The sequence below is a fragment of the Hydrogenibacillus schlegelii genome (assembly GCF_001653195.1).
GTDB classification, from domain to species: Bacteria; Bacillota; Bacilli; order Thermicanales; family DSM-22653; genus Hydrogenibacillus; species Hydrogenibacillus schlegelii.
The window spans coordinates 1-22,263 of sequence record NZ_JXBB01000055.1 but is presented as its reverse complement, the minus strand read 5'-3'; the positions used below and the strand labels follow the sequence as shown (position 1 = coordinate 22,263).

At 68.7% G+C, this 22,263-nt stretch carries 21 protein-coding genes, 1 rRNA gene and 1 pseudogene; 17 read left to right on the top strand and 6 right to left on the bottom strand.

All coding sequences use genetic code 11. From position 1 onward, the window contains the following. Positions 1–44: 44 nt before the first annotated feature. Both SA87_RS10340 and SA87_RS10335 read left to right on the top strand, forming a co-directional pair. Complete coding sequence (locus SA87_RS10340) at positions 45–551, top strand: hypothetical protein (RefSeq protein WP_066202716.1); 507 nt, start codon at positions 45–47, stop codon at positions 549–551. Continuing rightward, complete coding sequence (locus SA87_RS10335) at positions 548–1,345, top strand: HAD-IIA family hydrolase (protein ID WP_082718082.1); 798 nt, start codon at positions 548–550, stop codon at positions 1,343–1,345. Before SA87_RS10340 ends, SA87_RS10335 begins: the two co-directional genes overlap by 4 nt. Before the next feature lie 62 nt (positions 1,346–1,407). On the opposite strand, the gene SA87_RS10330 is transcribed toward SA87_RS10335, so the two are convergent. Then, positions 1,408–1,905, bottom strand: a complete 498-nt coding sequence (locus SA87_RS10330; RefSeq protein ID WP_066202710.1) for a phosphatidylglycerophosphatase A family protein — start codon at positions 1,903–1,905, stop codon at positions 1,408–1,410. A 47-nt stretch (positions 1,906–1,952) separates the two neighbouring features. On the opposite strand from SA87_RS10330, the gene SA87_RS13340 reads away from it, so the two are divergent. Further along, the gene (locus SA87_RS13340) at positions 1,953–2,744 is read left to right on the top strand and encodes a hypothetical protein (protein ID WP_066202707.1); all 792 of its coding nucleotides are present in this window, start codon (positions 1,953–1,955) and stop codon (positions 2,742–2,744) included. A 140-nt stretch (positions 2,745–2,884) separates the two neighbouring features. Here the strand turns inward: SA87_RS13340 and SA87_RS10320 are convergent, their stop codons facing one another. Beyond that, a complete protein-coding gene (locus tag SA87_RS10320) occupies positions 2,885–3,145 on the bottom strand; it encodes a NifU family protein (RefSeq protein ID WP_066441179.1) in 261 nt (86 codons plus the stop codon). Positions 3,146–3,305: 160 nt separating this feature from the next. On the opposite strand from SA87_RS10320, the gene SA87_RS12830 reads away from it, so the two are divergent. Further along, the gene (locus tag SA87_RS12830) at positions 3,306–3,611 is read left to right on the top strand and encodes a YuzB family protein (RefSeq protein WP_082718106.1); all 306 of its coding nucleotides are present in this window, start codon (positions 3,306–3,308) and stop codon (positions 3,609–3,611) included. On the opposite strand, the gene mqnE (SA87_RS10315) is transcribed toward SA87_RS12830, so the two are convergent. Both mqnE (SA87_RS10315) and mqnE (SA87_RS10310) read right to left on the bottom strand, forming a co-directional pair. After that, positions 3,500–4,705, bottom strand: a complete 1,206-nt coding sequence (gene mqnE / locus SA87_RS10315; RefSeq protein WP_082718105.1) for an aminofutalosine synthase MqnE — start codon at positions 4,703–4,705, stop codon at positions 3,500–3,502. The two genes, SA87_RS12830 and mqnE (SA87_RS10315), sit on opposite strands and share 112 nt — an antisense overlap. A gap of 112 nt (positions 4,706–4,817) precedes the next feature. Continuing rightward, positions 4,818–5,918 (bottom strand): aminofutalosine synthase MqnE, encoded by a 1,101-nt coding sequence (gene mqnE / locus SA87_RS10310; protein WP_066202704.1) that lies wholly within the window; start codon positions 5,916–5,918, stop codon positions 4,818–4,820. Between the two features lie 112 nt (positions 5,919–6,030). Between mqnE (SA87_RS10310) and SA87_RS13600 the strand changes: the two genes are divergently transcribed. The 4 genes and pseudogenes from SA87_RS13600 to SA87_RS14135 all read left to right on the top strand — a co-directional run. Next, entirely contained in the window at positions 6,031–6,444 is a 414-nt protein-coding gene (locus tag SA87_RS13600; protein WP_211264226.1) for a HesB/IscA family protein, read from the top strand. Positions 6,445–6,728: 284 nt separating this feature from the next. Further along, positions 6,729–7,928 (top strand): NAD(P)/FAD-dependent oxidoreductase, encoded by a 1,200-nt coding sequence (locus SA87_RS10300; RefSeq protein WP_066202698.1) that lies wholly within the window; start codon positions 6,729–6,731, stop codon positions 7,926–7,928. A gap of 104 nt (positions 7,929–8,032) precedes the next feature. Continuing rightward, a complete protein-coding gene (locus SA87_RS10295) occupies positions 8,033–8,293 on the top strand; it encodes a YuiB family protein (protein ID WP_066202695.1) in 261 nt (86 codons plus the stop codon). A gap of 557 nt (positions 8,294–8,850) precedes the next feature. Further along, positions 8,851–9,303, top strand: a pseudogene (locus tag SA87_RS14135) (3D domain-containing protein); the annotation flags it as partial. On the opposite strand, the gene SA87_RS10285 reads toward SA87_RS14135, so the two are convergent. Together SA87_RS10285 and SA87_RS10280 are read right to left on the bottom strand one after the other, a co-directional pair. Then, the gene (locus SA87_RS10285) at positions 9,290–9,757 is read right to left on the bottom strand and encodes a divergent PAP2 family protein (RefSeq protein WP_066441121.1); all 468 of its coding nucleotides are present in this window, start codon (positions 9,755–9,757) and stop codon (positions 9,290–9,292) included. The pseudogene SA87_RS14135 and the gene SA87_RS10285 overlap by 14 nt on opposite strands. A gap of 214 nt (positions 9,758–9,971) precedes the next feature. Then, complete coding sequence (locus tag SA87_RS10280; protein ID WP_066202692.1) at positions 9,972–11,864, bottom strand: asparagine synthetase B family protein; 1,893 nt, start codon at positions 11,862–11,864, stop codon at positions 9,972–9,974. Positions 11,865–12,066: 202 nt separating this feature from the next. On the opposite strand from SA87_RS10280, the gene SA87_RS10275 reads away from it, so the two are divergent. The 9 genes from SA87_RS10275 to SA87_RS10235 form a co-directional block, all read left to right on the top strand. Next, entirely contained in the window at positions 12,067–13,248 is a 1,182-nt protein-coding gene (locus SA87_RS10275) for a glycerate kinase family protein (RefSeq protein WP_066202689.1), read from the top strand. Positions 13,249–13,375: 127 nt separating this feature from the next. Continuing rightward, a complete protein-coding gene (locus SA87_RS10270; RefSeq protein WP_066202687.1) occupies positions 13,376–14,875 on the top strand; it encodes a carboxypeptidase M32 in 1,500 nt (499 codons plus the stop codon). Between the two features lie 93 nt (positions 14,876–14,968). Beyond that, positions 14,969–15,607 (top strand): cell wall hydrolase, encoded by a 639-nt coding sequence (locus SA87_RS10265; RefSeq protein ID WP_066202681.1) that lies wholly within the window; start codon positions 14,969–14,971, stop codon positions 15,605–15,607. A 268-nt stretch (positions 15,608–15,875) separates the two neighbouring features. Then, the gene (locus tag SA87_RS10260) at positions 15,876–17,309 is read left to right on the top strand and encodes an ABC transporter substrate-binding protein (protein ID WP_066441229.1); all 1,434 of its coding nucleotides are present in this window, start codon (positions 15,876–15,878) and stop codon (positions 17,307–17,309) included. 201 nt (positions 17,310–17,510) lie between these two features. After that, entirely contained in the window at positions 17,511–18,950 is a 1,440-nt protein-coding gene (locus SA87_RS10255) for an LCP family protein (protein WP_169793252.1), read from the top strand. Between the two features lie 101 nt (positions 18,951–19,051). Beyond that, the gene (locus SA87_RS10250; protein ID WP_066202673.1) at positions 19,052–19,999 is read left to right on the top strand and encodes an RluA family pseudouridine synthase; all 948 of its coding nucleotides are present in this window, start codon (positions 19,052–19,054) and stop codon (positions 19,997–19,999) included. 77 nt (positions 20,000–20,076) lie between these two features. Next, positions 20,077–20,961, top strand: coding sequence for a fumarylacetoacetate hydrolase family protein (locus SA87_RS10245; RefSeq protein ID WP_082718130.1), 885 nt, complete (start codon positions 20,077–20,079; stop codon positions 20,959–20,961). Between the two features lie 257 nt (positions 20,962–21,218). Beyond that, a complete protein-coding gene (locus tag SA87_RS10240; RefSeq protein WP_066202670.1) occupies positions 21,219–22,058 on the top strand; it encodes an NAD kinase in 840 nt (279 codons plus the stop codon). A 102-nt stretch (positions 22,059–22,160) separates the two neighbouring features. Beyond that, positions 22,161–22,263 (top strand): 23S ribosomal RNA (locus SA87_RS10235); the annotation flags it as partial.

The window sequence follows — 22,263 nt, the reverse complement described above, 5'->3', positions numbered from 1 at the left end:
GCGAGACCGGAGAGACGGAAAAGAGAGGGGGAAGGAGGAAGAGGGTGTACCGGACGACGCGGCTTCGGCTCAAAGCGGCGCTGGAAGACGTGGACCGCCTCGTCGCATCGCTTCCGGCCCTGCTGGCGTGGGCCGAGGCGCACCGGGGCGATCGGACCGGCGCCGTGGCGCCGGCCGATTTCGCCCTCGAACGGGCGGTGGAGCGGCTGTTTCAGTCGATGAGCGACGTCGGCCTCATCGTCGTCGAGTGGGTCGTGCACCGGGAGGCCGGCGGTTTTGAGGCGATGATCGACATCCTCCTCGAGGAGGGGGCCGTGCTCCCGCAGGCGGCCGACGGGCTCAGAAAGCTAACCGCCGCCTATCGGACGGTGAGTCGGGAGTACCTCAGCCGGTCCCTCGATGCAGCGGCCCTCCTGGCGGAGATCCGGCCGGCGCTTCAGGCCTTCGTCGACGAGGTGCGGGCCTTCCTCCGGGCCGAAGGCGTCGCCCTGGAGGATTCTGCCGGTCCCGCCGGCAATGCGAGCGCCGGCGGCGGGGCGGGGGAGGGGTGACGGTGCGGTACCGGGGCTGGCTCCTCGATCTGGACGGGACGCTCGTCCGGGGGACCCGGCCGCTTCCGGGCGCCGGGGCGTTCCTCGACGCCCTTCGGGCGGCCGGGGCGGCCTTTTTGATCTTGACGAATAACGCGACCCGGACGGCGGCGGCGGTCGCCGGGGCGCTTACGGCGGCGGGGCTTCCGGTGCGGCCGGAAGAGGTGCTCACCTCGGCGGACGTGCTGGCGGAGATGCTGGCCCGGCGGTATCCCGGCGGCCGGGTGCTCGCGATCGGCGAGGCCGGGCTTTACGAGCCGCTTCGGGCCCGGGGCCTTCGGGTCGTCGAAGCGGGCGCCGACCCGGCCGGGCCGGTGGACGCCGTCGCCGTCGGCCTCGACCGGACGCTCACCTACGGAAAGCTGACCGCGGCGCTCCGGGCGCTCGCCGCCGGGGTTCCCTTTTATGCCACGAATTGCGACCTGCGCCTGCCGGGGGAAGACGGGTGGCTCCCGGGGAACGGCTCGATCGTCGAGCTGCTTCGGGTCGCTTCGGGCCGGACGCCCCGGGTGGTGGGAAAACCCCGTTACCCGATGCTCCGGGCGGCCCTCCGGCGCCTCGGCCTTCCCCGGTCGGCCGTCGCCCTCGTCGGTGACAACGTCCTGACCGACATCGCCGCCGGCCGGCGCGCGGGGATCGACGCTTACCTCGTCGAAACCGGCGTGCCGCCGGCGGAGGGCGCCCTCCGGCGGTATCCGCCGGCCGGCCGGGTCCCGAATCTGGAGGCGCTCCGGTCGCTTTTGACCGGCCCCTGAAGGCGCCGGAAGACGCCCGGCGGAACGCATCGGCGCCGATCGGCCGCCGCGGTTCCGTTCGCCTAAGGCCGCCGGTAACCGGCGCGGGTGTGGGCGAGGCGGCTTGCGGCCGCGGCGGCGATGGCGCCGACGATGTCGTCGAGGAAGGTATGGACGGCGCCGTCGGTATGGTCGTTCAGCCGTTTTAAGATGCCCGGCTTGACCTTGTCGACGTAGCCGTAATTCGTAAAGCCGACGCTCCCGTAGACGTTGACGATGGCGAGGGCGAGGACCTCGTCAATGCCGTAGAGGCTTTCGTCTCGCTCGACCATCGTCTGAAGCGGCTCGAGGAGCTTTTTTTGCTCCGCCAGCATGTCGAGCTGGATGCCGGTGAGGACGGCGTTCTGGATCTCCCGTTTTTCCAGGACGCGGGCGACGTTCGCCTGGCACTCCTCGAGGGTGAGGTCCGGGTGGTACGGTTTTTGCAAAAAATAAACGAGCTCCGCGAGGTCCCGGAGCGTCACCCCCCGGGCTTCGAGGAGTTCCAGCGCCCGCGCCTTTAAGGTTTCGTCGTCCGGCACGGATCGTCCCCCTTTCGCAGGCATAGAGTGGAACGGGGGGATGCGCAGTGTGGGAGCGGGCATGGACGGCGGACATCCGTCGGAGGTTGATGGGCGAAGGGGCGCCGGGCCGCCTGCGTTCGAGCGCCGCGCGAGCAGGGGCGTCGGCCGTTCTTCGGCCGGCACCGGAGGAACTCGGCCGGTGGCTGGCCCGGCGGCACGCCCTCACGTACGGGATGCCGGCGCCGGCGAGCCGGGTGCAGGCGGGCCGGTGGATCGACGGCTGGGTGGCGGCCCTCCGGGCGGCGGCGCCGGCGGTCGCCACCGGCACGGCGCCTGGCGCCGCGTACGCCCATCAGCTCGGGCAAGCGCTTCTGTATTACTTGCATGATTCTGGATACGCGGCGCGGGCCGCCCGCCGGGCCGGGCACCGGGCGGCGGTGCTGAGTCCGTTTGCTCCGGAGGCCGTGGCGGCGGAGGCGGAGGGCGGCGAGGCCCCGTACGTCGCCGACTGGCCGGAGGCGGAAGTCGGCGACGCCCTGGGCTGGACCGCGCTCCATTTTCCGCCGGAAGAGGCGGAGGCGTACGCGGCGGCCTTTCTCGAGGCGTACCGCCGGGCGTTTGCCCTCCCGGAGGATGCGGGGCCGTTCCTCTACGCCCGGATGGCCTATCCGGCGGGCTGGCTCGAGGCCCTGGGGGCGCCGCAGGCGCCGGAGCAGGCCGCCCGGCTGGCGGCAGCCTTTCGCCAAGAAAAAAAGCGCACCGCAGCGGTGGCGCGCATCCGGCGGCTCCTCGCCTCGATCGGCCTTTCGGCGCCGGCGATCGACTGGCTGGAGAGGGGACTGGAAGCGGTCGGCTGAGGCGACGCGCCCAAGCAGACGGCGACGGGGTCCTCCTGAGGGGCGGCCCGAGGCGGACCATCGAGGCGGACGGCCGAGACGGTCCGAGGCGATCGGCCGAAACGAGAGGCCGCGCCGGTCGTCGCGGTGGGGCGCCCCGCTCAGGAGACGTGTTCGACGGCGCGAATCTCCGGCACGGCGGCCGTGATCGCCTGCTCCAGGCCCGCCTTCAGGGTGTGCTCGCGGCTCGGGCAGATCAGACACGTGCCGGTGAGGCGGACTTTGACGACGTCGCCTTCAACGGCGACCAGTTCGACGTCTCCGCCGTCCTGCTGGATCGCCGGCCGCAGGCGGCGGAGGATGCGTTCGATGCGGGCTTCGATCATCGTCGCCACCTCGATGAGGATGGTTCTTAGAACCATTATAAGCGATTTTCGGCCGACCGGCCAGCGTCCGGTCGGCCGTTTTTTGCGGCGGGCGGTGCGGCGGGCGCCCCGTCGGCCGGGGAATTTGGTATGATGGGTGTCGGCCGGCCCGCGGTGGCGGGCGCCGCCCCGGCCGGCGCCATGAGGAGGAGGGACGATGTTCGGCATCGTCGAGTTTTGCGAGAGCAACCTCGCCTCCGGGACGGAGGCGGTCGCCGAGGCGCTGGAGGCGGAGCCGGGCGTCGACGTCGTCCGCTACGCCTGCCTCGGCTACTGCAGTGAATGCTTTCTCCAGCCGTTTGCGCTGGTCAACGGCGCCTTCTTCACCGCCGAGACGCCGGAGGTGCTCCTTTACGCCATTCGACGGGCGCTCGAGGCCGACGCCGCCGGCCCTGGCGATTCGGCCGGCGCCGAAGAGGAAGGGGCGGGGCGGTTCTGGGCCGAAGGACCGTCGGGGCCGTAGAGGCGGATGACGTTGTAGAAGGTGTCCCGCTCGACCGGGATCTTGCCGGCGCCCTGGATGAGCCAGACGAGCTCGTCGCGGGTGAGGGCCGTCTGGGTGAGGGCGCCGACGGCGTGGCTGATCCGCTCCTCGACGAGGGTGCCGTGAAGGTCGGAGGCGCCGAAGGTGAGCGACAGCTGGGCGAGCTGGGTGCCGATGTTGATCCAGTACGATTTGATGTGCGGGACGTTGTCCAGCATGAGGCGGGCGACGGCGATCGTCCGGAGGTCGTCGAAGGCGGACGTCCGCTTTTTGATGCCTGCCGTCACAGAGCGGGGCTGCATCGCGAGGGGGATGAAGACGAGGAAACCGCCGGTTTCGTCCTGGAGTTCTCGGATGAGGCGCATATGTTCGAGGCGCTCTTCGAGCGTTTCGATCGGCGAGCCGTAAAGCATCGTCGCATGGGTTTTGAGGCCGAGGCGGTGGGCCGTTCGGTGGACGCTCAGCCATTCGTCGACCGTCGCCTTGTCGGGGCTCATCTTCCGGCGGTAGCGCTCGGAAAGGATTTCCGCGCCGCCGCCCGGCAGGGTCTCGAGGCCGGCGTCGATGAGGATCTTGAGGACGTCTTCGACCGGACGACCGGAGAGTTTGCTGAAAAAGACGATCTCCGCCGCGGTGTACGCCTTGATCGTCACCGACGGGTAGTGGGTTTTGAGCGTCCGGACGATGTCGACGTAGTAATCGAACGGGACGAGGGGGTTGTGGCCGCCGACGATGTGGAATTCCCGGATGTTCGGGTTCATCCGTTCCCGGACGTACTGAAGGACGTCTTCGGGCATCATCGTGTAGGCGCCTTCTTCGCCGGGCTTGCGCTGAAAGCCGCAGAAGGCGCAGCTGGCTTCGCAGACGTTCGTCGGATTGATGTACATGTTTTCGATAAAATACGCGTAATCGCCGTTCAGCCGGCGGTTGACGAGGTCCGCCAGCCGGCCGACGGTAAGGAGGTCCGGCGAGCGGTAGAGCACGAGGCCGTCTTCCACGCTGAGGCGCCGGCCGGCGAGCACTTTGTCGATGATCGGCTCGAGGGCCGGGTCGAGGACCGCCCAGTCGCGCATCGCGCACGCTCCTTTCGCAAGGTCTGATGAGTCGCTCCGCCCGCCGAAGCTTGTCCGCCCCGGTCCGTCCGCCGCGCTCCGGCCGGAGGACCGGCGACATCCGGGAGCGGGTTCAGTACGTCCGGAGGATGCGGTAGAGGGTGTCCCGCTCCGCCGGAATGCGCCCGGCCTCCCGGATCATGCGGATGAACGATTCTTTGGGCGTCATCTCAGGCGTCTTGGCGCCGGCGTCGTGGACGATTTGTTCTTCCATGACCGTCCCGTCCAGATCGTCGACGCCGAAATAGAGGGAGACCTGCGCGAGCTTCAGCCCGATCATCATCCAGAAGGCGCGGATGTGCGGGACGTTGTCCAGGAGGAGGCGGGCGACGGCAAGCATTTTAAGGTCGGTGAGGCCGGTCGTCTCGCCCTCCAGGCGATACTCCCGGGCGAGGGCGGTGTTCTCCGGGTGAAAGGCGAAACCGAAAAAAGCGTCGAAGCCGCCGGTCTCGTCCTGAAGCGCCCGAATCCGGAGCAGATGATCGACGACGTGCTCCGGCCGCTCGACGGTCCCGTATAGGATCGAGGCGTTGGAGCGAAGGCCCAGCCGGTGGGCTTCCCGGTGGATCTGAAGCCAGCGGTCGGCGTCGGTCTTGTGGCCGGCGATGATCGAACGAACCTCGGGGTGAAAGATCTCGGCGCCGCCGCCCAAGATCGAGCCCAGGCCGGCGTCCCGGAGCCGGGCAAGAACCGTCGGAATGTCCATCTTGAAGACCCGGGCGAGGTAGTCGAGCTCGACGGCGGTAAACGCCTGAACGTGCACTTCCGGGAGGTGCGTTTTCGCCAGCCGGAGCATGTCTTCGTAGTAGGAAAACGGGAGGCGCGGGTTGACGCCGCCGACGATGTGGAGCTCGGTCACCCCTTTTCCCTTGAGCTGCAAAAGCTTCTTCTCGATCTCGTCGAGCGACAGGGCGTAGGCCCGCGGGGAGTCCGGCTTGACGCCAAAAGCGCATAATTTGCAATCCAGGTAACAGATGTTCGTGTAGTTCAGGTGGGCGTTGACGATAAAGTAGACGTGGTCGCCGTTTTTCTTCCGCCGCACGAAGTCGGCCATCCGGCCGAGGGCCAGGAGGTCGTTCGACCGCATGAGGCGCAGGCCGTCTTCGTAGGTGAGCCGCTCGCCGCGGTACACTTTTTCCTCGATGTCGGCGAGCGTGTCGGTGGAGATCGCCACGGCGCTCCCCCTTTCCTCCCCTCCCGATATAGGCCCATTATACGCCTTTCGTCCGCCCCCCGCCAGCTTTGAACGGATCGCGCCGGCGGCTTCCCTTGTTTTCCCTAGGGCGATGCGTTATACTGAACGCATCGGTTCGAAAAAAGGACACATCTCGAACGACGGGGCGCGAGGAGGGATGACGATGGTCACGCTCACCGAGCGGGCGAGCGCAAAGATTCGGGAACTGATCGCCCAGGCGAACGTTCCCGAGGGGTATCTTCGGATCGGCGTCCAGCCGAGCTGTTGCAGCGGGTTTTCTTACGGCCTGGCCCTCGATACCGAACGGCGGGACGACGATCGGGCGATCGACGTCGCCGGCGTGACGGTCCTCGTCAAGGAAGGCGAGCTCCGGTACGTCGACGGCGTCGAGATCGACTACGTGGACGACGGCCCCGAGACCGGCTTTACGGTCTTCAACCCGAAGCTTGTGCCGTCGTGCGGCTGCGGCGCTTCGTACACGTTGCCGGAGGAGGCGGAAGTCTGAGCGTCGAATGGGGTTTTGGAGGCGCCGAACCGCCGAAGGCCTGCTGCGCACAAGCAGCAGGCTTTTTTTTTCATGTTTTCATGGCGGCTTCAGGGCGTCGTTCGGGGAAACGCGCTTTGCCTTGCTTTTCGCCGCCGGAGGTTGTAAAGTAGGAAAGAAGGGATGCAGGGATCAATAATGTGAACAAATGCACAAGATGTGGCAATGGTTCCCACCCGCCTCGGGGAGCGCGGCGGGCACACTACGGGAGAGGACCGGACAGCACGGCTAAAGGGGTGGCGGATGTGGCGACGCCGCGGATTGTGATTCTGGGGGCCGGGTACGGCGGTCTGATGGCGGCGACGACGCTCATGCGGACGCTGGAAGACGGGGAAGCGGACGTTTGGCTGATCAACAAGCACGATTACCACTACATGACGACGCACCTGCACGAGCCGGCGGCGGGGACGGCGGCCGACGAGAAGGTTCGCGTGCCGCTTCGGGACGTCCTCGACTTCGATCGGGTGCATTTCCGCCAGGGAACGGTAAAGCGCTTCGATCCGGCGGGTCGGATCGTGGAGCTCGAAGGCGGCGAGACGATCCCGTTTGACTACCTCGTCGTCGCCCTGGGCAGCGAGCCGGAGACGTTCGGCATCGAGGGGCTGAGGGAGCACGCTTTTGCGATTCGGAGCCTCAATTCCGTCCGGGTCATCCGGGAGCACATCGAGTACATGTTTTCCCTCTACCGGGCCCGAGGCGAAGATCCGGCGTACACGACGATCGTCGTCGGGGGGGCCGGCTTTACCGGCATCGAGTTCGTCACGGAGCTCGCCGAGCGGTTGCCCCGGCTGGCCCGAGCCTACGACGTGCCGGAGGAGGCGGTCCGGCTCGTGAACGTCGAGGCGGCGCCGACGATTCTTCCCGGCTTCGACCCGTCTCTCGTCGCCTACGCGGAGGCGAAGCTTCGGGAAAAGGGCATCGAGGTCCATACGAACACGCCGATCAAAGCGTGCACGCCGGAGGGCGTGGTGCTTCAGGGGGATCGGGAGATTCGGGCCAAGACGGTCGTCTGGACCGGCGGCGTGCGGGGCAATCGGATCGTCGAAGCGAGCGGACTCGAGGTGATTCGGGGCCGGGTGAAGGTCGACCCGTACCTTCGGGCCCCGGGGTACGATCACGTTTTCGTCGTCGGCGACAGCGCCGTCGTCTTCGGCGAGGACGGCCGCCCGTATCCGCCGACGGCCCAGATCGCCGTGCAAGAGGGGCGGGCGGCCGCCCTCAATCTCGCGGCCATCCTCCGCGGGACGCCGATGCAGCCGTTTAAGCCGAACATCCAGGGGACGCTTGCGTCCCTCGGCCGGTGGGAAGGCATCGGCATCGTCGGCAAGCGGCGCTTTTACGGCCTCATCGCTTCGCTCCTGAAACGGGGGTCGGACCTTCGGTATCTCTGGCAGCTCGGCGGCATGCCGATCGTACTGAAGAAAATCCGCTACTTTTTCGCCTGACGCCGTCGGTTGGGGGGCGGCGGGTTGACGGCCGCGGCGGAAGGACCCGATTCGACCCCCGCCGGTCGCTCCGGCGCGGAATCGCCGACCCCAGGAGGGATCCGATGTTCAGCTGGCTGCAATTTATTGTTTCGCTTCCGCTTTTTTTCGTTCTCTTTTTCGCCCTCGGTTTCATCCTCAACATGGTTTTGAAGACAACCTGGCTTCCCGGCGTCCTGAGCGTGTTCGTTCCGATCGCCGCCTATCTCGCCGTCGGGCGCCTGACGTGGGTCGACGTCGTCGTCTTCGCCTTCGGCATCCTCGGCGCCTGGACGAGCGGCGGCGTCATTCACTACCTTCGCACGCACGGATACCGGATGTACTAGCGATCGTATAAATCCCCCCTTCGGCGGCCACACTGGTGGCCGGAGGGGGGATTTTTCCAATGGGTCAGGCTGGCCGCGGCCCGTTTCCCCGGGTCTGGTCGGCGGTCGCGGGGCTCCTGGTTCTGATGCTCGCCGGCCTCGAGCCGTCGCCGCCGGCGACCGGCCAGGCGGGAGCGCCTGGGGTGGCGGCGGCCGGCCTTTCACGCGATCCGGCGTTCGCTCCGGCCGCCGGCGACGGCGCCCTCGCGGGTCGGCGTAAGGCGCCGGCGGCGTTCGCTTCGGGAAGCGGCGCCGGCGACGGTGCCTCCGAAGGGACGGCGAAGCGGGCGTCTCCCCCGGCCGAAGGGGAAGCCTCGCTGCCGCCCGGCCCGACCCGGGCCGGGGCCGGCGTTCTCGCCGCTCCGGCGGCTCGCCGGCCGCCGGCGACCGGCGAGCCGACGTTCGGCCCCGCAGCGGCTCCCCCTCCGGAGGAAGCCCCCGCCGTCGGAGCCGATCCTGCTCCTCAGGCGCCCGTCCCGGAGGGGGGGTTGCCGCGGGAAAGTCCGGACGCCGGTCGGGACGGATATCCGCGCTACCGCGTCGTCGCCACCGGTTACACCGCCGGCAAAGAATCGACCGGCAAAAGCCCGGGCGATCCCGCCTACGGCATCACCTCCTCCGGCGTCCGGGTGCGGCGGGACACGTTTTCGACCATCGCCGCCGATCCGACCGTCTTTCCGATCGGGAGCATCCTCTATATCCCGGAGTACGGCTACGGCGTCGTCGCCGACACCGGGAGCCGGATCAAGGGGTACCGGATCGATCTGTATTTTCCGACGGTCGATGCCGTCTACCGCGAGTGGGGCAAACGGACCGTGGAGGTGACGCTCCTCGTCCGGGGCGACGGCCGCCTGACGGAAGGGGAACTCGAGGGGCTCAATGCCGACGCCGAGGCGGTCCTCCGGCGGCTTTGGACCGACGCCGAAGCGGCGCCGGACGCGCTTGGTCCGGCGCCGCTTAGCGGGCGATGAGCCACCCGACAAACACGCCGAGGACGAGCCCGCCGAGCACTTCGCTCGGCTTGTGGCCGATGATTTCTTTTAAGCGTTTGATCTCTTCCTGGGCACTCCGGCGGAATTCCTCGCCGAGGGCGCCGTTTTCGAATATGAGGCGGTTCAACCAGGCGGCGTGCTCGCCGGCGTGGCGCCGGACGCCGGCGGCATCGAACATGACGATGGCGGTCGTCAAAAAGGCGAGGGCAAAGACGGATGAGCGGACGCCGTCGACGAGGGCGATCGCCGTCGAAAGGGCGCTCATGCCGGCGGTGTGGGAGCTCGGCATGCGCCCGGGGCTGATGAGGAGCGTCCAGTCCAGCGTCCGGTTGGCGAGGTAGTTGAGGGGCACTTTCAAAAGCTGCGCCAGTGCCACCGCCGTCACGGCGGCGACGAGCGGAACGTTGTCCAGGAGGGCAGCGATCGGTTCCATCGTCGGCCGTCGCTCCTTTTTTGGGGCACGCCCGGCGCCGGTCGGTGCGGACGATCGGGAAAAAGCCGGGGCTCGGCGCCCCGGCGGCTTGCCTCGAGCAGGGGTTCGTGTTAAGCTGGGAAAAACCGGTTTCTCCGGTCGGGCAAACGACTTCGGCCGTCCCCAGTATACCCGATCGGGCGGCGAGGGTGCAAGGGAACGGGGCTCCGGCTCTCTAGAGGCGCACGCTCGGCCGGAGGGCGTCCAGCCAGCGGTCGACGGCGAGCAGGTACGCGACCCACCCCGGCGCATCGAGGAGCTGCCCGAACCAGGGGAACGGCTCCGGATTCGGAAAGGTCGCGATCAGCCGGGCGAAGGCGTCCCGATCGATCCACGTCCAAAGAGGCGCCTCCGGCGTCCGAAGGCGGGCTTCGGCCAGCGCTCGAACGCCTTCGGCAAAGCGCGGGTGGAAGGTCTTCGGAAAGGGGCTTTTCCGCCGCGCCCGGATGGACGCCGGGACGATCCCCGCGAGGGCTTCCCGGAGAAGCGCCTTCGGCCGGCCTCCGGCGACCTTGAGCGACCACGGGAGCCGCCAGACGGCCTCGACGAGCGGGCGGTCGAGGAAGGGCAGCCGGGCGTCGATGCCGAAGAGGCGGGTCATGCGGTCTTTTCGCTCGAGGAGGACCGTTCCCCAGCGGGTGAGGTTGACGTAGCCGAGGAGTCGAAGGCGGGCCTCTTCCGCTTCCGGGCCGCCGTCCGGGGTGGCCTGAAGCGCCCGAAGCGCCGCCGGCGGCGCGAGTTCGAGGAGCGTCTCCTGCCACGACGCGCGGAGGTAGGCGTCCGGCGCGAGGACGGCCCGGACGTCGGGGCGGAGATACTGAAGGCGCCGGTCGATGTTTTTGGCCCACGGAAAAGCGGCGAGCGCCCGGGCTTCCGGGTCGAACGTCCACGGATAGCCGCCGAAGAGCTCATCGGCGCCTTCTCCGGAGAGGACCGCCCGGCGGCTTTGGGCGACCGCTTCGGCGAAGAGAATGAGCGCCGCATCGATGTCCGCCATGCCCGGAAGCCCGCGAGCCCACAGGGACCGCTCGAGGGCGCCTAAAAGGGCGTCGGCGTCGAGGACGACGGTCGTGTGGCGGCTTTTCGCGTGGCGGACCATCTCGCCGATGTACGGCGTGTCCCGTTCGGGGACGGTGGCCGTCGGGCGGAAGAAGCGTTCGTTGTCTTCGTACTCGACGGAAAACGTCTCCACCGGCCGGGGGACGATCTCGGCGAGCAGGGCGACGAGGGCGCTCGAATCGAGGCCGCCGGACAAAAACGCCGCCGTCACATCTCCTCCTGCGGCGCGGCGGACGGCGGCGCGAAGGAGCGGCAAGACCGCTTCGACCGCTTCTTCCGTCTTCACCGGCCGCTCGAGGGGCGGGAGGCCGGCAAGGGACCAGTAGATGCCCCGCTTCGTCCCGGCCGGGTTTTCCAGCCGGTACGTCCCGGGCCGGAGTTGGAACACGTCTTCCAGGAGGCCGTGCTCCGGCGGGCGGTACGGCCCGAGGGCGAAGAGGACGTTCAATCCTTCGGGACCGAGCCGCGGCCGGAACGCCGGATGGGCGAACAAGGCGGCGGGGTCCGAGGCAAACAGGAGCGTGTTCGCATGGCGGTAGCCCCATACCGGCCGGTAGCCGAGGGGATCGCGGGCCAAAAAAAGCGTCTGTTGCGCCGGGTCCCAGGCGACGACGGCAAAATCGCTCCCCGCCGCCAGCAGGGCCAAAACGGGATCGGCCAGCAGGGCTTCCGGCGGCGCGGCGGCGAGGGGGTGACCGAGCCAGAGGGCCCAGCGTCGGGGCGCGGGCGGGTTTTCCTGACGTCGACGGTCCGGGAAGGGCGGGCCGTCCGCCTCTTCGCCCGTCAGGATGCGGATGAGGGGGCGGTCCGGATGCCGGAGGATGGCGACGGCGGCCCGGTCGTCGGCGATCACCGTCATCGCCGCCGTCCGCCGAAGGCCGTGGGCCGCCGGCGGTTCGGTCGATCCGAGGCGGGAGCGGAGCCCGTCGAGCATCATCGTCGCTTCCCGGGCCAGCCGTTCCGTCGGGGCAGGGGCGTCGAAAGCGATCACGCCGGAAAACGCGTCCATGGTCGTCGCTCCTTTGTCGGGGGGTGAGGCCGGCATCGCCCGGATGCCGACGTTTTCCCTCGGGTGCTTCGCCGTAACGCTATGTTCGGCGCCCCTTGTCTTATGCCGGTTGCTACGAGCTTGACGCTGAGGGGCCGGGACTAAAGCGCAGGGCATTCGGCGCCGGGGGAAGCCGTCCGGCGCGAGGAAAGGGGTGAAGCGGATGCCGATCCCCCGTGCCGCCGTGCGTTTCGTGCTTGCGCCGGATAAATTCAAGGGCACCCTGACGGCGGCGGAAGCGGCGGCGGCGATGGTGGCGGCGCTTCGGGCGGCCTGGCCGGAGGCCGAAGCGATCTTGATCCCGATGGCCGACGGCGGCGAAGGGACGCTGGAGGCGATTCTTCAGGCCCGCGGCGGACGGCGCGAGGTCGCCTTCGTCGAAGACGCTTCCGGCGTGGTGGGGCCGGTCGAATACGGCGTGGTGGACGGGCCGGGGGGGCCGGTGGCGGTCGTCGAAAGCGCCCGGATCGTCGGGCGGACGGCGCGGCCGGTTCCCGTCCTCCGGCGGACGACGGTCGGCCTCGGCCGGCTCATCGTCCATCTCCGGGATGCGGGCTTTCGCCGGTTCTGGATCGGCCTCGGCGGGAGCCTCACGAACGACGGCGGCCTCGGCCTTCTCGCCGGCCTCGGCGCCCGCTTTCGCGATGCCGCCGGGCGAGAACTCGATCCGGCGGCGGAAAGCCTTTTCGCTCTCGCCGAGGTCGACCTGGCGCCCGCCCTGGAGAAGGCGGCCGACCTCGAGCTTTCCGTCTTCGCCGACGTCGGGGCGCCGCTCGTCGGCCCGGACGGCGCGACGTTCGTCTTCGGGCCGCAGAAGGGGCTCCCGATGGCGTCGCTTTCGGAGGTCGACGCGGCCGTTCGGCGGTTTGCGGAGCGGGTGTGCGACGCGCCGCCGCCCTGCCCGGGAGGACCGGAGGCGGCCGTCGGCGCCCCCGGCGCCGGCGCCGCCGGCGGCCTCGGCTTTGCCCTGGCGCGCCTCGGCGCCCGCCTTCTCCCCGGCGCCGACGGCATCGCCGAACTCGTCGGCCTTGAGGCGGCGATCGCCGGCGCTCATTTCGTCGTCACCGGCGAGGGGCAGACGGACCGCCAGACGCTTTTCGGCAAGGTGCCCGCCGCCGTCGCCCGCCTCGCCCGGCTGCACGGCCGGCCGGTTTTCCTCCTTTCGGGGCGCATCGCCGTCGGACGGGAAGGACTCGGCGATCGGTTTGCCGCCGCCCTGGCCACCGTGCCGCCGGAGTGCGCGGCGGATCCTCCGGCACCGGCCGTCGCCCGAAGTCGGTTGGAAGCGCTGGCTTACGAACTGTTTTCCGCCCTTCGGGCCGCGCGGACGTCGTTCGGCGCCTGACGGACCATCTCAAGGCGCGGGGCGAAGCGGTGGGGTGGGGCGAAGCCACGAACGGGCTCATCGCCGGCGCGCCCGGCGCATCCATCGTCGCGGCCCTGGATCCGACGCCGGGAAAGGAGACCGATCGATGCGGCGCGACGAGGCGCTTTTGACCGTTTTTGAGACCGTCGAACGCCTGCGGCATTATCACGCGGCGGCGGGGCTCATGGGCTGGGACATGCAGACGATGCTTCCGCCCGGCGGCGTCGAAGCCCGGGCGGAGACGATGGGCTTTTTCGGTGCCGAAAGCCAGCGGCTCCTCACCGAGCCGACTTTCGTCGCGGCGCTGGAGCGGCTGGAAGCGGAGGGAGACGCGCTTGCTCCGGAGGAACGGCGGATGGTCACCGTCCTTCTCCGGGACGTGCGGCGGCTTCAGAAGATTCCTCCGGAGCGCTACCGGGCCTTTCACGTCCTCGCCGCCAAAGGGGAGTCGATCTGGCGGGAGGCCCGGGCAGAGAACGACTTCGGCGCCTTTTTACCCGTGCTCCGGGAGCTGATTCAGCTTGTGCGGGAGTTTATCGACTATCTGGAGCCGGCCGGCCACCCGTACGACGCTCTCCTCGACCAGTACGAGCCGGGGCTTACGGTGGAGCGGGTCGACGCCCTCTTCCGGCCGCTCCGAGAGGCGCTCCCGCGCCTCGTGGCGCTTGCCGCCTCGGGAGAGACCCCGGATCGGTCGTTCCTCAAAGGCCGCTTTCCGAAAGAGGCGCAGCGGGCGCTTTCGCTTCGCCTCTCGGAGGCGATCGGCTTCGACCATCGCCGGGGTCGTCTCGACGAAAGCGCCCACCCGTTTACGATGGGCATCGAGCCGACGGATGTCCGCATCACGACCCGTTACTTTGAAGACGATCCGTTTTCGTCGCTCTTTTCCACCCTGCACGAGGCGGGGCACGGCATCTACGAGCAAAATCTGCCGACTTCCCTCGCCCGCTACGGCCTCATGGCCGCCGCCTCGATGAGCATCCACGAATCCCAATCGCGCTTTTATGAAAACGTCGTCGGCCGGAGCCTGGCGTTCTGGCGATACGCGGCGCCGATCGTGGCCGAGCAGTTCCCGGCGCTTGCCGGCGTCGAGCCGGAACGCCTCTTCCGGGCGGTGAACGTCGTCACCCCCTCCTTCATCCGCGTCGAGGCGGACGAAGTGACGTACAACCTCCACATCGTGCTCCGGTATGAGCTGGAGAAGGCCCTGTTCGCCGGGGAGCTGGAGGCCGAAGATCTGCCGGCGGCGTGGAACGCGAAGATGGAGGAACTGCTCGGCCTCACGCCGCCGGACGACGCCCGGGGCGTGTTGCAGGACGTGCACTGGAGCTCCGGCCTGTTCGGCTATTTTCCGTCCTACGCCCTCGGGAACCTCTACGCCGCCATGCTCACCGAGGCCCTGCTGCGGGACCTTCCGGATTTTCACGAGCGGATCGAACGGGGCGACTTTGCGCCGATTCGGGCGTGGATGACCGAACACGTTCACGCCCACGGAAACCGGTACGATCCGCCGGAGCTCCTCAAGCGGGCCACCGGCCGGGAACCGGACCCGGCCCCGCTTCTTCGCTACCTCGAGGACAAGGTGCGGGCGGTCTACCGGCTCTGACTTCGCCGGCGCCGCCGGAAGGCGCTCCCGCAAATTACCACCCCCATTTCGCCGGCCGTCCGCTATACTGGCCTCATGAAAGGGGGCAGGCCCATGCGGACGGCTTGGGCGCTGGCCGCCTTCCTGGCGCTGACGGCGATCGGTCTGCCGGCGGGGGCGGCGGCGGCGCCGACGCTGAAGATCGGCGATGCCGGCGGTTACGTCTACGATCTTCAGCATCGCCTCGATCAGCTCGGTCTGTATGCGGGGCCTCAGGACGGCCGTTTCGGGCCGGGGACGGAGCAGGCGGTGCGGCGGTTTCAGGCGGTTCACGGCCTCGCCGTCGACGGCATCGTCGGCCCCCGGACGTGGGCCCGGCTGTACGGCGTGACGTTCACCGCCCGGGAGATCGACCTCATGGCGCGGATGGTGACCGCGGAAGCGGGCGGAGAGCCGTTCGCCGGCCAGGTGGCCGTCGCGGCGGTCATCCTGAACCGGGTCCGGCATCCGGCCTTTCCGTCGACGGTGGCCGGCGTCCTGTTTGAGCCGCGGGCGTTTGAATCCGTCGCCAACGGGTACTTCTTCCGGGTCACGCCGACGGCGTCGGCCTACCGGGCGGTCTACGCCGCCCTTCGGGGCGACGATCCGACCCATGGCGCCCTCTATTTCTACAATCCGGCCCAAACGACCTCCGCCTGGATGCGGAGCCGGCCGGTCACGGCCCGCATCGGAACGCATCTTTTTGCCCTATAGGTTCTTATGCTCTGTCCCCCCGCGTTCCGGGCAAGTTGGGGGAGAATGCGACACATCCTCGGTGCTCCGTCTGTCTGACCGTTGACAACGTCTCGTCCGGTCGACTACGATGAAAGAGAACGCAGGCGAAAGCCCGCCGCTGGCGGGCTTTTGTCATGTTGTCGAAAGAGGTCGTCGAAAGGGACGCCGCCGGAGGTGCAACTTCGCCGGCGACCACCCGTCTAAAAAGACAACCCGTCTAAAAACATTGAAGGCAGGGGACGAAGCGATGCGCTGGCCGGCGGGGGATCGGCGGTTTTTTCTCAGGGCATGGAATCGGCCGTTTTTTGCCATGCTCCTCGTCCTCGTTTTGGCCGGGTGTGCGGCCGGCGGCCGGGCCGAGCGGGGGGCGGCGGGCCCGCTTCGGGTGCTTGTCGCGGGTTACGCCTTCGATGAGTACGCGACGCTGTACCTCGTGGCGCACCCGGAAGCGTCGATCGAGCGGACGCTCCTTTCGCTTCCGGAGCGGACCGATCAGCTTGACTATCTGCAGACGCTCCTCGAACGCTACCGGGCGGCGCTCTCCGGCGACGGCGGGCCGCCGCCGGATCTCGTCGTCGTCGATCCGGACGTGTACCCGGTTCTGGCCAGAAACGGCCTCCTCCGGCCGCTCGACGATCTTTTGCGGGAACCGGAGTTTAAGCCGGAGGCGCTGGCGCCGATCGTCGTCTCCGGGCTCACGGTGGACGGCCACCTGTACGGCCTGACGCCGACGTTTGCCGCGACGGCGATCGTCTACAACGCCGATGCGTTTCGCCGCGCCGGGGTCGAACCGCCGTCCGACGGCATGTCGTGGAGCGCATGGCGGGAGCGCCTCGCCGCCGTCGTCGCCCGCGCCGGCGGTCCCCTGCGGTACGGCCTTTCCCTCGGCAACGGCCCGTTTTCGACGCTGTATGATCTCGCCGAATACCGCGTGGCGCAAGCCGGCGGCGGCCTTTTTTCCGCCGACGGAAAGCCGACGCTCGACCTTCCGGCCCGCCGGGAGGCGTGGGCGGATCTTCTCCGCTGGCGCCGGGAAAATTGGCTGGCCCCTTCCGTCTACGAGCAGCTTTCCGCCGAGGGATCGGCGCCGGCGGAACCGCTGTATGCCGAAGATGATTTTCTCACCGGCCGGGCCGCGGCGATGGTGGTGACGTTTTACGACCTCAGGCGGCTCATCGATCTCTTTAGCGGGGAGAACGTGTACGTCGGCGACCGGTGGGTCCGGCCGGCGTTTTCCTGGAACGTTGTCGGTTTTCCCCGGCCGGACGACGGCCGGGCGGTCGGCGGGCCGTTCTGGCCGAGCCTCATCCTGACCGTAAATGCCAAAAGCGACCATCCCGAACGGGCGCTCGATTTCCTCCGCTTTGTCCTGAGCGACCGGGTCGCCGAAGCCAAGCGGAGTACGGATCTTTGGGAGCTTCTCACCCGCGTCGACGCCAACCGGCGTCCGGCGTGGGAAGGACTTCACCTCTCGGCGTTCTGGTCCGACGCGCCGGCGCCCCTTCCCTCGCCGTACGCTCCGCCCGGCGTCCCGGAAGAGACGTACGTGCAGGCGGAAGGGCTGCTCCGGGAGGCCTTTTCCCGCCTTTCGGCCGGCCCAGCCGGGCCGGAGGCGGTGGCGCAGGCGCTCGCGGAGGTGGAACGGCGACTTCGGGCGTGGTCGGCACCGGCTGGCCGCTAGGGGCCGGAGGCCGTCGCCTTTGTCGGCGGAACGGTCGGCGACGGCAGAATCGGCAGGGAATGGCCGGTCGGCGGCCGGAAGCGTTCGCCGCTTGTCAAACGGCGTCGCATCGGATATCCTACGGAGGGAGTCACCCGGGAACACGGGCGCGGAAAAAGAGAGGCGGGCGCCTTGTGGCGCCGGCCGATGGGGGAGCCAGCGATGGACGTGATGGACAATCGACCGGCCGGCGGCTGGTGGCGGCGGGGGTGGTTTTGGGCCCTGGTCGCCCTTGTCTTCGCCGTCGTCGGGGGCGCCGGTTACGCGATGTGGCGGATCGACCACGCGCTGGACAAGATGACGGCCGGCGAAGGGAACGAAGCCGACGGCGTCGGGTCGGCGGAGGCCGTCGCCGAGCGGCCGCCGGAAAAGCCGTTTACCGTCCTCCTCCTCGGCACCGACACCCGGCCGGACCTCGGTTCGCTGAACACCGACGTGATCATGCTCGCCGTGGTCAATCCGGCGGAGCGGAAGATCACGCTCCTTTCCATCCCGCGGGACACCCGGGTGATGATCCCGGGGTACGGTTACGCGAAGATCAACGCCGCCTACGCCATCGGCGAAAACCGGAAGGCCCGTGCCGAGCGAAACGGAAAGCCGGTGACCGACACCGGGCCGAGCCTCGTCAAAAAAACCGTCAGCGGATATTTTGGCGTTCCGGTCGACCGGTACGTGCTTCTCGACTTCGTTGCCTTCAAGGAGATCATCGACGCTTTGGGCGGCATCGACGTCGACGTCGAGCGCCGGCTCGTCTACCACGACCCCACCGACGGCACGGTGATCGACCTCTCCCCCGGCCTGCAGCATTTGAACGGCGAGCAGGCCCTCGGCTACGTCCGCCACCGGCATGACGATCGGGGGCCGAAGTACTACTCGAGCGATTTTGATCGCAACCGGCGGCAGCAGATCGTCATTCAAAAGGTGGCGGACAAGGTCAAATCCATCCAGGGCGTCACCCGCTTTTTCACCTTGCTCGACATCGTGAGCGACCACGTCCGGACCGACTTTACGAAAAAAGAAATCCGCTCGCTTCTTTCGGCCTTCCTCGGCGTCGGCTCGGAGGCGATCACGACGATCGAGGCGCATCCGTACGGTTTTTACTCCGCCGGCGGAGCGTACGTCGCTTTTCCGGAGGAAGAGCTGAAGCGCATCCGGGAGACGTTGTGGCAGGCGCTTGGGCTCGACCCGGAAAAAGGGATGGCGCTCATCGACCCGGCCAACGACCGGCAGGGAGGCGGCGATTCGTCCGCCGGGAGCAAAAAGGCGGCGCCGGCCAAGCCCGCGCCGGCCAAGCCCGCGCCGGCCCAATCGGCGCCGAGCCGGAAGACGCCTTCCTCCGGGGCGGTCGGTTCCACTCCGGAGAAAAGATCCGGGCCTTCCGATGAGGGAGCGCTGGCGGCGCCGCCGTCGTCCGGCGGGCCAGCGTCGGATTCGCCGCCACCGGATGCTGTGCCGTCGAACGAAGGGACGCCGGAGGGCGATGTTTCGCGTCAGGGCGATTCTCCGGACGTCCCCCTCACGCCGAGCGACGGGACGGTGCCGCCGGCGCCGCCGGCAGACGGCGCTCCGGCGCCGCCCGAGCCGGCCGAAAGGCGGCCGTAGGCGGACCGGACGCAGGATGTGGGACACCGCGCGACGGCGCGGCTTTTTTGTTCAGAGGTTGTTTGTTCTGAGAAGGGATTGGACCGCTCGGAGGGGGGAGGATGGACGCCTTTGAACGCGGGGGGTGGTGGACGGCCGTCGTCCGGCCCGATGAAGACGGGGAGGCGCTGGGAAGGCTCATGCGCCGGCGGTTTGGGCTCACCGGACGCCTGTACCAGCGGATCGTCCATGCCCGGGCGTTTCGCCTAAACGGCCGGATGTCCCACACGGCGGCGCGGGTTCGGGCGGGCGATCGGATCAGCGTCCGCATCGCGCCGCCGGAAAGCTACGGCGTCACGCCGGAGCCGATCCCGATCCGGGTCGTTTATGAGGATGCCCACTACTTTGCCGTCGACAAGCCGCCGGGGATGCTCGTCCACCCGATCGGCCGGGACGGCGAGCCGGGGAGCGGCGGAACGCTCGCCGCCGCCGTCGCCGGCTGGCTTCAGGCCCGGGGCATTCGCACCCGCATCCGTCCGGTCAACCGCCTCGACCGGGAGACGAGCGGCCTCGTCCTCTTCGCCCGGCACGCCCTCGCCCACGCCCGCCTGGACGCCCCGCTCCGGCGCGGGATGATCGACCGGCGCTACCTCGCCGTCGTTCACGGTGTGCCCGATCCGCCGGAAGGGGAGATCGACGCTCCGATCGCCCGGGATCCGGCGCATTCGGAGCGGCGAATCGTCGCGCCGGACGGGCAGCCGGCCCGAACCCGCTACCGGACGCTGGCCGTCTATGCGGGGGCGGCGCTCCTCGACGTGGCCTTGATGACCGGCCGGACGCACCAGATCCGGGTCCACCTGTCGCACCTCGGCCATCCTCTTTTCGGCGACCGAACGTACGGCGGCCGGGAGCATCCGGCGGCGCCGCTCGGGCGACAGGCGCTTCACGCCTATCGCCTGGCGTTTCATCATCCGTTTGAGGATCGACCGGTGACCGTCGAAGCGCCGCTTCCGCCGGATCTCGAACGCCTGCTTCAGGCCCTCGCGAACCAGGGGACCGGCGCGGTATAATCGCGGTGGTCGGCCGCCTGAGGCCTGGCCCTGCAATCGCCTGCAGGAGACCGGTCGACGCAGGAAGGAGGATGGGCATGGCGTGGGCCACATTTTTGACGCCGGACGGCGCGCTCCGCTGGGGCTTTCGCTCTGGGGATCGGTATGTCGCCCTCGACGAGGCGCTCGGCTTTGCGTCGCTTCATGCGTTCATCGCCGCCGGGGAGGCCGCCTGGCGGGCGGCGGAGGCGATCCTTAAGGCGGCGGAGGCGGGGCGGCTCAAGCTTCCGGCGTACGCGCCGGACGAGGTGACGCTCGACGTTCCGCTTCGAACGCCGTATCCGATCGTCTGCGTCGGGAAAAACTACGCCGATCACGCCCAGGAGATGGGCGGCGGGGAACCGCCGTCGGCGCCGGTCTTTTTCACCAAGGCGCCGACGGCGCTTCTTCCGCCGGAGGCGGCGATCGACCCTCACGTCGGCGTCACCGAAGCCTTGGACTACGAAGGGGAACTCGCCGTCGTCATCGGCAAAAGCGGCCGGGACATTCCGCCGGAGCGGGCGCTCGAGCACGTTTTCGGCTACACGATCCTGAACGACGTCACGGCGCGAGATTTGCAGAAAAAGCACGTGCAGTATTTTAAGGGGAAGAGTTTGGACACCTTTGCTCCGCTCGGGCCGGAGATCGTCCCGCGGGCGGCGATTCCCGATCCCCGGGCGCTCGTCGTCCGCACGACCGTCAACGGCGAGCTCCGGCAAAACGGTTCGGTGCGGGACCTCCTCTGGCCGATCGAGGCCCTGATCGCCGAACTTTCCCGGGGCATGACGCTTCCGGCGGGGCTTATCCTCGCCACCGGCACGCCGAGCGGCGTCGGCGCCGGCTTTTCGCCCCCCCGTTTTCTTAAGCCCGGAGACGAAGTCGTCGTGGAGATCGACGGCATCGGCCGGCTCAAAAACCGCGTCGCCGCGCGACCGGGAGCGTGAGCGCCGGCCGGGTTTCGGCCATCGCTCTGTTTTCGTCATGAACGTCGCGGGCCGGCTTAAGCGCCCGCGCTCCGCCACGGGCGGAGCGCGGGCGGCGTTGACGCCGCCCGGCCGTCCTCCGGGTCGCGCCCGCAAGATGCGCGGCCCCGGGCGGCGCCCGGAGACTTACGCCCGACCACCGGGGCGGGCGTCTGGACCTTCCAATGGGGCGGTCGCCGGTCGAAGGAGGCCGTGATTGGGACGGAGGGGAGGCGGCGATGGAGGAGCAGGAGCCGAAAAACGCGCCCCGGCGGCGCTTTTCGCGCTTTCAGCTCGTCGTCCGGCCGGACGAAGAAAGCGAGCGGATCGCCGAGCGCATCCGGGAAGCGCTCCTTCGGTCCGGCTTTGAGCTGGCGGAGGCGCCGGAGCTCGTCATCGCCGTCGGCGGCGACGGGACGATGCTCGAGGCGTTTCACCGCTATTACCCGAAGGTGCCGGAGGCGGCCTTCGTCGGCCTGCATACCGGGACCCTCGGCTTTTACGCCGACTGGAAGCGGTACGAAGCCGACTGGATGATCGAGACGATCCTGAAGACGGAGGCGCCGCGGATCGTCGAGTACCCGCTCGTCGCGGCGATCTTCGAATATAAAGACGGCCGCCGCCACCGGCACCTCGCTTTGAACGAGACGATCGTCCGGTCGAAGACCCTCTCGACGTTCGTCGTCGACGTCTGGATCAACGGCGACCGGTTCGAGACGTTTCGCGGCGACGGCCTCATCCTTTCAACGCCTTCGGGCTCGACCGCCTACAGCCATTCCGTCGGCGGGAGCATCCTCCACCCGTCGATCGCGGCGCTGCAGGTGTCGGAGCTGGCGGCGATCAACAACGTCGAATACCGGACGCTCGGCCGGTCGTTCATCCTGCCGCGGCATCACGTGCTCGACATCTACCCGATGCACCCCGACGGCGAGATGCTCGTCGGCGTCGACGGCAACGTCTTTTACGCCCAAGGCGTCGTCCGCATCCAGGCCCACGTGGCGGAAGAAAAAGTTCGTTTTGCCCGCTACCGCGACTTTCCCTTCTGGCAGCGGGTACGGATGAAGTTCCTGGGCGACTGATGCATAAAATACCATTTGACATGGTGCCGCCGTCGTGATATATTAGCTATTGTCACTGACGGCTTTGCCGTCGAACGCTCCTTGAAAACTGGATCGTGGGCGAGGCAAAGGTGGAAGGGCGCACGGTGGATGCCTCGGCGCCAGGAGCCGATGAAGGGCGCGGCAAGCGGCGAAACGCCCCGGGGAGCCGCAAGCGGGCCGGGAT